Source organism: Paenibacillus baekrokdamisoli (genome assembly GCF_003945345.1).
GTDB classification, from domain to species: Bacteria; Bacillota; Bacilli; order Paenibacillales; family Paenibacillaceae; genus Paenibacillus_Z; species Paenibacillus_Z baekrokdamisoli.
In genome coordinates, this window is the sequence record NZ_AP019308.1 from 5,587,881 (window position 1) to 5,600,106 (window position 12,226).

At 48.0% G+C, this 12,226-nt stretch carries 7 protein-coding genes; 6 read left to right on the top strand and 1 reads right to left on the bottom strand.

The genetic code is table 11. The features are described 5' to 3' along the window. Positions 1 to 78 precede the first annotated feature (78 nt). Positions 79 to 3,423 carry a GH36-type glycosyl hydrolase domain-containing protein gene (locus EKN16_RS24625; RefSeq protein ID WP_125663274.1) on the bottom strand — a complete coding sequence of 1,115 codons (3,345 nt, stop codon included), beginning with the start codon at positions 3,421 to 3,423 and terminating at the stop codon, positions 79 to 81. 434 nt (positions 3,424 to 3,857) lie between these two features. On the opposite strand from EKN16_RS24625, the gene EKN16_RS24630 reads away from it, so the two are divergent. The 6 genes from EKN16_RS24630 to EKN16_RS24655 all read left to right on the top strand — a co-directional run bounded on the left by EKN16_RS24630 (position 3,858) and on the right by EKN16_RS24655 (position 12,208). Beyond that, on the top strand, positions 3,858 to 6,407 hold the full coding sequence (locus EKN16_RS24630) for an S-layer homology domain-containing protein (RefSeq protein WP_125663276.1): 2,550 nt from the start codon (positions 3,858 to 3,860) through the stop codon (positions 6,405 to 6,407). A gap of 838 nt (positions 6,408 to 7,245) precedes the next feature. Continuing rightward, positions 7,246 to 9,012, top strand: a complete 1,767-nt coding sequence (locus EKN16_RS24635) for a sensor histidine kinase (protein WP_125663278.1) — start codon at positions 7,246 to 7,248, stop codon at positions 9,010 to 9,012. Positions 9,013 to 9,029: 17 nt separating this feature from the next. Next, on the top strand, positions 9,030 to 10,661 hold the full coding sequence (locus tag EKN16_RS24640; RefSeq protein ID WP_125663280.1) for a response regulator transcription factor: 1,632 nt from the start codon (positions 9,030 to 9,032) through the stop codon (positions 10,659 to 10,661). 143 nt (positions 10,662 to 10,804) lie between these two features. Further along, positions 10,805 to 11,065, top strand: a complete 261-nt coding sequence (locus tag EKN16_RS24645; RefSeq protein WP_125663282.1) for a twin-arginine translocase TatA/TatE family subunit — start codon at positions 10,805 to 10,807, stop codon at positions 11,063 to 11,065. A 16-nt stretch (positions 11,066 to 11,081) separates the two neighbouring features. After that, positions 11,082 to 11,807, top strand: coding sequence for a twin-arginine translocase subunit TatC (gene tatC / locus EKN16_RS24650; RefSeq protein ID WP_125663284.1), 726 nt, complete (start codon positions 11,082 to 11,084; stop codon positions 11,805 to 11,807). Positions 11,808 to 11,839: 32 nt separating this feature from the next. Continuing rightward, complete coding sequence (locus tag EKN16_RS24655; protein WP_125663286.1) at positions 11,840 to 12,208, top strand: hypothetical protein; 369 nt, start codon at positions 11,840 to 11,842, stop codon at positions 12,206 to 12,208. Positions 12,209 to 12,226 lie beyond the last annotated feature (18 nt).

A 12,226-nucleotide genomic window follows, 5' to 3' on the forward strand; every position in this document is an offset into this window, starting at 1 on the left:
TCCTATGCATTTAAACATACCACAATGGGCCGCTAGTATACGAAACTAGCGGCCCTTTTCTAATCTCTTTCCGCATTATCACATGAAGATGTCAATGATGTTGCTCTCGGACATCAGAACCGATTCAAGCTGCTCCTGGGTGATTCGCAAGCCGCCTTGACGGTAGCGGTTCTGTACCATTTGAACGGATACTGCTTCGCCGTTCACCAACACGCGGCTTACTGGCTGGCCGCTGAGATGATAGACGAATTTGATAGGTCGGCCCATGAATTGGAATTCAAAATGCAAGCCGTCCAAATGAGCAGGCAGAACAGGATCGACAACCAAATCATTACCCTCAAGGCGGATGCCGAGGCAATTGGAGATCAGTTGATTCATATAAATCCCCGGGCCGCTAGAGTAGATTCTCCAACCGCCTTTGACCGGCACCTTGCCTTGTTTGAGGTCATCAAAACGTTCTTGCGCCTCGTAACGGTCGTTAAATTTACCATCGGAGCTGCTGAAATAAGAATTGCTCTGGCGCAGCTCGGCATTTGAAACGACGTCCCGAAGACCGATCGGATTTATCATCAGAAGCCCTTGCCATACCTCATCCTGATGACCGAGCTTAGCCATCGCCTCGACGAAGCGGATATGAGCATGTACGTACTGCAGCCCGACTTCCCTTCCGAAGTTGGACGCCTGTTCGGCACGTTTGAAGTGGGTACTTACGCCGCCGGTGTACTTGGCTGGTCGGTCCATCAGTCTTACGCCGTCTGGACAGTACAGCTTTTCCTTAATAAGCGCATAATGCGCTTCCGCCTGCTCCTTGGTAAGCAGTTCACTGATCATGCTGCGCGTCATGGGCAGCAGACGATAATGGATGCCTGTCTTCGTGTCCTCTGGATGGAGCATCAACTCCGCTTGCTCCGGCTCCTCCATATATACAAATCCGGGAATGACATCCGTCTGCAGCATATAGCGATGGAAGTCTGCTTGGATGCTGGATGCGAGCTTGTTCAATTCGTCAGCCAACACTTCATCATAGTCCACTAGCGCTGCGGACAACTGATTAATCGTTTGATAGGTCAAGGCGACCGTCCAGCTGCTTACCATATACTGCTTAAGCTGAGCATTTGCTGGTTGGAGTGTATCGTCCCAATCGCCGTCGCCGTAAGACGATAAGTGTGTTCCGTGTAGGAAATGATCCTTGATATATTGGATTTCCTTACGGGCATGCAAAAGTAAAGTTGACCGCTCTTCTGTAAACTCGAAAGTATGGCGGTCCGTGTACGGTACAAGCTCCTGAAGAATGTTGTAATCCTTCGTGGCGTTCAAGTAATCGCCCAGTACTTTAAGTGGCCAGACGATAATATCGCCGTGGCTTTCTTCCTGTTGGACCTTGGAATAACGGTCGAACATAAACCATTGCGGCCAATTCCCGGTATCTTCGTATTGATGGGAATATACCGTTAACAGGATGTCGCGTACCATGCCGTTTTTTTGGGTCGCCATGAAATATTCGACTGGTCCCTGACATACGTCACGCGTTCCCCAAGCTGCTCCACCGTACTGCTCAAGGCCATGCGGTACGGAGAAATGAACGAGCATATTATGGGTGTACCACCAAGCTAGAATGTTTACTTTATCCAGCTCACTGCTGGCTCCGTCATTTAAGGAGAGGTGGAACCCGTTCAAGATCGTCTTAAAGTATTGGCGATATTTTATAATTTCCGATTCCGAATCTCGCGTGACAAAAGGCAGCTCCTGTCCATGGAGTAAACCTTGAACGGCTAGGCTCCAAGACTTGCTCATGCCAAGCTCCAGAACGACTAGTGATGCTTCGTTAGGCTTGACATTGTCCGCCAGCATACGTTCATCACCGACGTTTAATTCTACTCCCGACACTCGCATGCGGTAGCACAAATCCGGATAAACGGAAGTGCTAGGCGAACTGCTGTCCGCTCGGAATGTTATCGTATCGCCGTCTTGCTGCAAATGAAACGGCACTTCATACTCGTTATTATTCATCGTCACTTGATTCGTTACGAGGTAACGATACAACGTTCCGCTCTCGGAGGTAACCTCGAGATAAACCTCAGGCGTATCAATTGTAGTAAAAGTGGTGATGATCAGTGTGTCTTCCTGCATTTTGTAAAACCATCTGGCATAGTTAAACCCGATCTCGTATAAAGATGGCATGGTTAAAAGCCGGTAATTGCCATCCAATTCGACATAAATACGCTGTCCAGATGTTTTCATGACGTTCAGAGCGTTGCGGGCATTCGTTAGCATTTTGTTGAATGAGGTGTTGCCGACCACGAGCTGGGAGTTGAATATTCCGTACATATACGATGTCGAGGTCAGAATATGCTCGTTCATCCGGTCATTATTGCCAGTCATCAAAATATGCCCGTGCGGGCGCTCGACCTGAAGCTCTTTTTCCTTCAGCACGATATGCTCATATGTTGGTGTAAAGAATGAAAGCAGTGTCTCTCCGTCCCATTCCTCTTGTAGTCGAACTGGGAAGCGAAGGTTGATTTCCTCGCGGCTCATCTCCAGCGACTGCAAAGGATTGCCGATAGTGGCTTTAAGGGCCGTCTTCTCGATAGAACGCCCTTCGATTGGTAATTGCGCTTCGATTTGCATCCAAGCATCCGCAATCTCTGTCCCATACTCCAGTGCTGTTACGGCCGATGGATGATCTTCTTTGAACAGGCCGTAGAAGACAATCCGAGTCGGTCCCTCGAGCTTCATGCGTCCAGACTGCAGTGCCACATAGGCGAATTCGTACTGGTAAATTTCGTTCGCCAGTGTTTCCTTTGTGAGCTGTTCTGGTTCATTCGTTTCTTTATAGGAAAGACCATAGAATTGGAAGCCATCTGTGGAGTATCCGACTGCCCCCGTCAGCACCCCCTGCTGCATATAAGGGAATTTTCCCTGCTGTGGTTGATTCTGACGGGAACAAACGACATATCCTTTTTCTTCATCTTTGAAGGCTTTATGGTCGATATATTGGGATAAATAGGCTTCATTAGAACGTACTGCAGCCTTGTCGGCAATGCCGATATCCTGACCGTAGATCAGATCCACTTCAGCGTCACACCCGTCCAGCTGGACATCCCAGAACCAAATACCGCGTTCTGCAAGACGGAAATCCACTTTGTAGGAGATCCCCCAAGCAGAGCCCTCCCAAGTCAACCCTTGCGCCGAATAACGCATGCGGCTTTCGGAACGAACGCCGAGCAGCGGCACCGATTCGATGCCTGTTGCAAGGTGAAGACGAAGGTGCAAATTATTTAACGATCCGTCAATGGGATTTGCAAGCAGCTGATTGATAAGTGTATCTCCATAGGACGCTTTGTGTAAATCGCCACTATTCAAAAAGGTGAAGCACAAAGGGCCATCTTGCAAATGAAGGTTAGAATCGACTGTGTTTGTCATAATGATTCACTCATTTCTAATTAATAGTTAGCTACATTAACAATAGAAACGTTTCGATTGATACTTATCAAGTGTAATAAATCTTAATTATTTAGTCAATCGAAGAAATATATTATCTTTTCCCATTTAAAATCATTCTAAAATACATAGTAATTGGGTGACTTAAGTAGTTGGATACGGTTTAAACTTTATTTTATACTCAAATAGAAACGTTTCTATAATTCGAATGAATGAATGGGTGGAACGGCAAATAGAAAAAGAAATCACTCTTTTTTAATGAAATGGAGGTAACAGCCAACCATTACTAAAAGGAGCGATTTCTTTATATTTTAAATTTACCATGGAATACCTGCGTTAGGTATTAAAATTCCATATTCTCTGTCCGATAAAATAAGCCAGAGCATGTATACTATCTACGATCAAGGGGGAGTTCCATGAGAAGTTCTTCGCTTAAATGGGGAATGGCTGTTTTTGCCCTCAATATGGTGTTTGGCTCCGTTGCCTACTCGGCTACATTCGAGCCCACCAGTTTGTTCTCCGATATTTCCCAAATACCGCAGGATAAAACCGAAGCGATCCGCGAAGCAGTCCGCCTTGGACTTTTGTCAGGCTACCCGAACGGAGAGTTCCACCCGTTAGCTCAGCTAACCCGCCAAGAACTAGCAGTCATATTAGCTAAAGCATTACATTTGCAAATTAAGAGCAGTGTGTCCTCATCCTTCAAAGACGTAGACTCTATAAATTGGGCCTCTGGTTATATTGAAGCCGTCAAGGGTGCTGACTTGATGAGTGGAGACAAGACAAACATCTTTCGACCAAATGATCCAGTATCACGGGAAGAATTAGCGACGATCTTTGTACGAGCGATCGGCGGGACCGAAGCGCTCGGTGGACAAGTATCCCAAGTTGCAGATCAATCACAAATTAGTGTATGGGCATCCGGATCGGTAGACACGGCGCTTCGTTTGGGACTCATTGATACGCCGGATGGCAGATTAAACCCAAAGGGCGCTCTGCTACGTGAAGATATCGCTTTGTTTCTTGTTGAGATTTTCAAACAAGAGCAGCAGACTGCTAAGATCGACCGGGTTGACGGGGACATTGTAACTATCGACGGCGTACCGTACCTGGTCGCGGGCAAGCTGAAACAAATAATCGGTGACACGAATCGTGAAGCGTTGGTTGGCGCTGTCTTGAAATTTAATTCTTTGAACCGTAACCTGGATGGAATTCAGGAGCTTGAAATCGTTCAATCGGGGGTCGTTATCAACGCATCCTCAATCTCCGCCAACACTTCGCTGCGCATTTCGGGGGATAACGTGACATTGAGAGGAAACGTGCCCGGCGAGTTGATCGTCAAAGAAGGGGTATCGAGTCTGAACATAGAAGGCCGAGTAGAACGAATCATTCTGAACACCGTAGCCCAGTTCAGCTTAAAAGGGACTGGCTCTTTGCAGAATATGCAAATCGTCAGCGCGGGGGCCAAGGTAACGCTTGACCCCTCGTTAGCTGTAGAGAATCTGCAGCTTCCGGCTAATACACAAGTTTCTCAAGTCATTCAAAACTATCAGGCTGTACAGAAAAGCATCACCCACGTGCTCAGCGCCGACGGTATCATACAGACACCTTCTGTACCGGGTTCTTCAAATCAGTCTGACGGAAATTCTCCCGTAAATCATGCGCCATACGTTCGAAACACGATTGATACGGTTACAGTAGGATTTGCTGATGGGACCCATACCGTCAGCTTGGCCAGCACATTCTCCGATCCGGATAATGACGCGTTGACCTATACGGCCGCATCCGCGAACACGGATGCAGTAACGGTCTCGATAAATGGCGCGGACCTAACCATCACACCGGTACATGCAGGCACGGCAATCATCACCGTCACTGCAAATGACGGCAAGGGAGGCAGCAAGCAAACCACGTTCACGGTAACCGTCGAAGCAGCGACGCCGGTGAACCGTGAACCGATAGTGGTCAACACAATATCATCGTTCACGGCAAGCGTAGAGAATGGTAGCCGAACCGTTAGCTTGGCCAGCACATTCTCCGATCCGGATAATGACGCGCTGACCTATACGGCCGCGTCCGCCAACACGGGTATAGCAACGGTCTCGATAAATGGCGCGGACCTGACCATCACACCGGTACATGCAGGCACTGCAATCATCACCGTTACTGCAAATGACGGCAAGGGAGGAAGCAAGCAAACCACGTTCACGGTCACCTTCGAAGCAGCAACGCCGGTGAACCGTGAACCGATAGTGGTCAACACAATATCATCGTTCACGGCAAGCGTAGAGAATGGTAGCCGAACCGTTAGCTTGACCAGCACATTCTCCGATCCGGATAATGACGCACTGATCTATACGGCCGCGTCCGCGAACACGGATGCAGCAACGGTCTCGATAAATGGCGCGGACCTGACCATCACACCGGTACATGCAGGCACTGCAATCATCACCGTGACTGCAAATGACGGCAAGGGAGGAAGCAAGCAAACCACGTTCACGGTCACCTTCGAAGCAGCGGTACCGAAAGGTCTGTTCTTCTCCGAATTGGTCTGGGGCCAAAGCGACAGCAACCTACAAGCGATAGAATTGTACAACCCGACCGGCCATGACATCGATACCTCCAAGATCCGCATCGAGCGCTCCAACGGCGGTGAACCAATTACGTTGGAAAACGGGAAGATCTCCAGCGGTGGCCTCTTCATGATCGTGGAGTCCTCCTACTCTGAAACTGATGTCCCCGTGGATTACAATACGATGATGAATTTCTACTATGATGATACTCAACCGGTCACACTCTCTCTCTACTACGAAAACAAACTTATGGATATCGTGGTCTTCTGCCCGTATCAATCGGTTAGTCGAGTTTCCGGTACCGTGATCGGCAGCACAACAGCGTATGAATCAGCGCAATGGGTAAGTGAAGGGGTCGATTATATTGGCGGTCTCGGCAAATACACCCCTTAAAATAAAGTAAGTCTAGAATAGTCCCTATTCTGTTATAAGATAGGGATTATTTTACGCTTAAGGATGTTTCAAAAAGATGTTTCATGTGGTTTTGCATGAGCTTATGAAATGGAAAGAGCATCTGAATAAGTCAAGAATGAATCATTGACTAATGATGGTCAAGGGCAAGGGGCTGTCCCAGAAGTCATAAATATGACTGAGGGATGGTCTTTTTTTCTTAAAAACGACAAAAAGAACAATCGTCAGACTCGTCAGGATATTAAAACTGTGAAAGTACGTATCAACATGGTTATAAGTTTTTTCAATTGATGCCTTACGCTATTATGACGAAATTGATCTGTTGAAGCCGCGTCGGAACTGCTCTATTTCCTGCTTCAGCTTGGTGGCAATCGTACGAATAAGCTGGGCCGTATTAGCTATGATGCTTATCAGCCAAGTGTGGCAGGCAGCAAGGATCTTAGCGTATACCGGATGTCGAAGGACGGAGCTAGAACAAACGCAACTGTATAGTAAGGTAGAATAAGAGGGGCTGTTCCAACAGGTCCAAGACCTGGGACAGCTTTTTTGCGCAGTTAGTTATACAAGCATACGATGTCTAGCTTCGGGCATGCCGGAGGAGAAGAACATATGTCCATAATAAAAACCACCAAGCGGCAATAAGCTGCTTGGAGTTTTTTGTATTCGCACACAAACTCCTACTCCTGCGAATCTAAGTAGCGCTAGGCAACAAGTCAAGAAAAGATAAAACCGAAGTAAAAAAAATACAAATAAAAAGTGGGTTAAAGCCCTGTATAATGAGGAAGAAACCGCTTACCACAGCCAAGAATGGAGTGACCGCGTGCGCCAGCTTTTCCATAATCGCAACTTGTTGTCATTCGGTTTGTTCCATAAAATATGCCTGGCCTTCTTCGTGGCGATCATTCCGATTCTATCGGTCGGTTATTTGATCGTCATCAACGGAGAGAAAACGATCCGCCAAGAGATAGAGAGCTCGCTTCGCTCGCGAGTCCATTTCTATCTGAACGAGCTCACTTTGGAGCTGGAACATATCGTGAATCTGAAGAGGGAATATATTTTCGATCGGGATATTCAGCGTTTAAGCGTCCTGTCCTCGGCGATGAGCGATTACGAGCGAAGGGTCGCCATTCTTGATCTTCAGAAAAAAGTGCAAACGCTGAAATCGTCGAGCTCTTATATCGAGGACGTCAGATTGTTCATGGTGTCCGAGGACAAAGTCGTACAGCCGAATCAAATTCTGTTCCATATTTCCGATGAACAGAAAAGCATCCATCGAACGATAAGCTTGAAGGAGTACCCGGTCATCCAATGGAACGGCCAGCTGATCATGGTCGAACGATTCCCGACGGGCAATACCCATTACGTGGACGATAATCTGCCTGTTTATTGGATGGAGATCGTACTTAACCGTTCCAAAATCGAGTCTGCTCTGTCGCGAATTTTGTCCGAGAATGGCGCCAGCGCGATATTGTCCGATATGCGGCATAAATGGAGCTTGCATGGGGACAACGGAAACGCGTCCCTTTCCAAGGAAATGATTAAGGCTAACGACGGCGCCGAAGGATCGTCTGATTCTGGGCAACGGCTGCTGAAAGTTCGCAATGACTCTTATATCGTAGCTTACGAGCAGTCACCGGCCTATGGCGTCGCACTCACGATCTACGTGCCGGAGAAAGTCGTGCTGGAGCCGCTCGCGATCTACCAGAAATGGTTTCGGATCTTGATCGTGACGGCTATGGTCATCGTGGTATTATTCTCATATTGGATTTATTTGTTTCTGCAGAGACCATTGCAACGATTGATTCGGGCATTCCGCAAAGTGAAGGATGGCGCCTTCGACGTTCAATTGATCCATACAAACCGGGATGAAATTCATTATTTATACGAGCAGTTCAATCAGATGGTCGGAACGATCCAATCGTTGATCCACGACGTATACGAGCAAGGAATTCGTTCCCAACGGTCGGAGCTTCGCCACTTGCAGGCGCAGATTAATCCGCATTTTTTGTATAACACGTATTATCGGTTGCACCGTCTTGTCCAAGACGAAGACATTGAGAACATTAAGATGTACACGCGGCTATTAGGCGATTACCTCAAATATATTACCCGGAACGCTCAAGACGAAGCTAAGCTCGGAATGGAGATCGATCACGCGCGGACTTACGCGGACATCTTGAAAATGAGATTCCGCAACAAGCTGGAGCTGGAGTGGGAAGAGATGCCGAGCGAATTGGCGGATATCCCTATTCCTCGTTTGATCGTCCAGCCGGTCGTGGAAAACGCCTTCGAGCATGCGCTCGAGGAGATGGAAGGCGTCGGGCGGCTTCGATTCTTGATTTTCTATTCCAATGAAGAAGTATCGATCCGGATCGAAGATAACGGAGATCGGTTGACGAATCAGCAATTGGACGATCTTCAAGAGCGTTTGCGTGATACGCGCGAGGATATGGAAACGACCGGACTATTGAACGTCCATCGCAGGCTGCAGTTGAAATTCGGGGATGCTTTCGGGATTGGAATCGCCAGAAGCGACTTAGGAGGTCTTCGAGTCGAGATTCGTATACCGCATAAAGCAAACGCATAAGGAAGGAGAACATACAAATGTATCGATTATTGATCGTAGATAACGAAGATTACGTTGTAGAAGGGTTGATGAACGTATTTCATCAACTGACTCATCTTGATTTGGAAGTGATAGGCGCATACTCTGGCAAGGAAGCATTGGAGAGGCTGAGGAAAACGAAAATCGATATCGTCGTATCGGATATCCGCATGCCCGGAATGGACGGCATGACGTTGCAGCATGAGATTTGCCGGTTCTGGCCGAGCTGCCAGATGATCTTCTTGTCGGGCTTCAACGATTTCGATTACGTTCAGAAAGCGATCCGCAAAGGCGCTGTCGATTATGTCCTGAAGACGGACGGCGATGAAGTCGTCATTGCTGCGGTGGAGAAGGCGATTCAAAAACTGGAAGCCTCGATCGAGATCGAACAATTAATCGCCAAGTCCAAAAGCCAGATGCAGATGGCGATGGTCGTGATGCAAAGAGACTTCTTCAGCAATCTTCTGCAGGGGGATCGTATCGGGGAGAGCTTCATCGCAACGCAATTCGAAGATCTCCAAATTCCATTGAAACCGAAATTGCCCGCATTGCAAGTGGTGGGCAGGGTGGACGAATGGGCAGACGGCATCAGTTACTATGACCGCTACTTGTTGATGTACTCCATTCAGAACATCGCGAGCGAATATTTGGACACGACGGTGGAAGAGGTTTCTTTCGTCTACGACCGATTTAACCTGATTTGGTTTATTCAACCGAAGGAGTTGCAACCGAGCAGTCTTGACCGAATTCAGGAAGACACTTGGAGCACTGTTAGTCGGTTCGTCTTAGGGACATTCGAGCGAATTCAGATGGCATGCAAGGAATTGATCAAGCTGAAGCTATCCGTCGTTCTGGCGGATCGGCCGATCGAATGGGAACATTCCGCCCGCAAATTCGCCGAATTAAAGTCTAAGCTCGCTTGGGGACTCGGGTCCGGCCAGGAACTTCTGATCGTCGATCGAGAAGAAACGGATCAAGATACTTCGATTCTGATGTCGACGCAGGATACGGTTCATCGGCTGAATCGTCTTGGCCAATGCCTGGAAAATAATCTCAAAGCCGAATTCATGGAAATTCTACGGGAATTACTAAGCGATGGAGCATACGAAAAAAATTATTATATGATCGTCTCCCTGATCTTTTCCTTGCAAAGGGAGGGACGTGCCCCATCCGTCGATACCTCGTTGGAATGGAGCAGGCTTGCCCGTCCGAACCTGCATGAAACCTGGGACGAAGCGGTCGGTTATCTCTATCACTGCGCCGAGTTGATCTTCGACGACAAGGACCGAATCCTTCACGAAGAGGAAGACGAGCTGGTCGGCAAGGTGAAGAAACTTATCACGGACAACTTGGCTAACGAGCTTTCGCTGACCGTCATCGCGGAGAGCGTGAAGCATAATTCTTCGTATCTTTCCCGCTTGTTCAAGCAGAAGAACGGGATTGGTGTCTCCGAGTACATTTCGGATTACCGTATTCAGAAGACGAAGGAAATGCTGACCGACCCGAACCGGAAAATCAACGATATCGCGGCCGCCGCCGGGTTCGCCTCCGTCCAGTATTTTTATCGCGTATTCAAGAAGGCGACTCGGATGACGCCGCAGGAATTCAGAGATCAATCGGTGGGGAAGTAAATAAAAGGCAACGCGGCATGCGGAATTGTGCAATCAAGAAACTGCAAAGGGAAGTAAAATCATTAGAATAGTTTTCCAATTGGGCGGTTGCTACAATGAGATCGGGAAGCGCTTTCAATCCCTAAACTCAGGAGGTGCAACAGATGCCGCATTTCAGCTCTTCAACGATTATTTTATTAATTATTGCCGCATTGCTCTTGTTTGGCCCTAATAGGCTCCCCGAATTGGGACGGGCGATCGGCAAAACGTTTCGGGAATTCAAGAACGGGACGAAGGAATTGATCGAGGACCCTTCGCCTGAGCCCCTGTCCCCGCAACGAAAAGAGGTTCGAGCCGACGAAACGAATAATCTCGAACTGAATCCCTTGGCGTTATCGGAATCTAAACCCGAAGCGCGAGGGTGAAGGATGGGACAAGCCTATGCAACCGAATCAAATGTCGCTTGTCGATCACTTGGGAGAAATACGTAAACGTCTGATCTGGATTTTGCTTGCGATGGCCGTTGCCATGATCGCCGGGTTTATCGTGGCTAAGCCGATTTTGCGATATTTTAAAAGCGTAGAGCCGGCTTCGGGAATCGAATGGAACGCGTTTACCCCTTGGGACGGCTTGCGGGTATACATGCAGGCCGCCTTTCTTCTCTCCTTCGTCGTGACGGGTCCGCTTACTCTCTATCATCTATGGGCATTCGCTAAACCCGGTTTGGACGTTCCGGAGCAAAAGGCCGCATTGCGTTATATTCCTTACTCTGCCGCGCTGTTCGCGATTGGACTAAGCTTCTCTTATTTCATCGTGTTTCCTTTAACGTTCAAGTTTACTTCCAGCTTTAATGAAAGTCTTGAGCTTAAGGATGTATACGGAATCACGCAATACTTTTCCTTTATGTTCAATATATTGCTGCCCATCTCCTTACTGTTCGAAATGCCGCTCATCATTATGTTCCTTACCCGGCTTCGTCTATTGAATCCGGCCCTGTTGAAAAAAACGCGGCGATACGCGTACATGGCGCAATTGTTAATCTCGACGCTAATAACGCCGCCCGACGTCATATCCGTGCTGATCGTGGCGATACCTTTAATCGTTCTTTACGAAATCAGCGTCGTTTTGTCGGGATACGTCCATAGCAAACAAGCGAAAAATGATTGAATCCTCCATCGGATCGGAAAGGCGGGATCGCAATGGCAACGGAAAAGATGACTGTAGTTCATTCGCGCGAACAGGTAGACGAAGGTATGGTATTCCAGATCGCCGCAAATGATTTTCTGACCAAACCTCTTCCTAGGCGAACTTTCATGCGCAGTTCATTCATGGCCATGATGATGCTGGTGCTTGGACCTTATCTTTACCGCTTGCTCATTAAGGAGTTGGGTGCGGATTGGGGAAGCAAGAAAATTGCCTGGAACGAGCCGGATTATGGACCTTCGGCGACACAGGAGAAGATCGATCCATCCATGAATGGTCGTCCTTCCCTCATGAACCTACAAGGAATCGCAGTGCCCAGTCTGACCGGAAACGGTAAGCGGCTTTACAAAGGGAAGCTGGGATAACGGAGAGGGGATAACGGA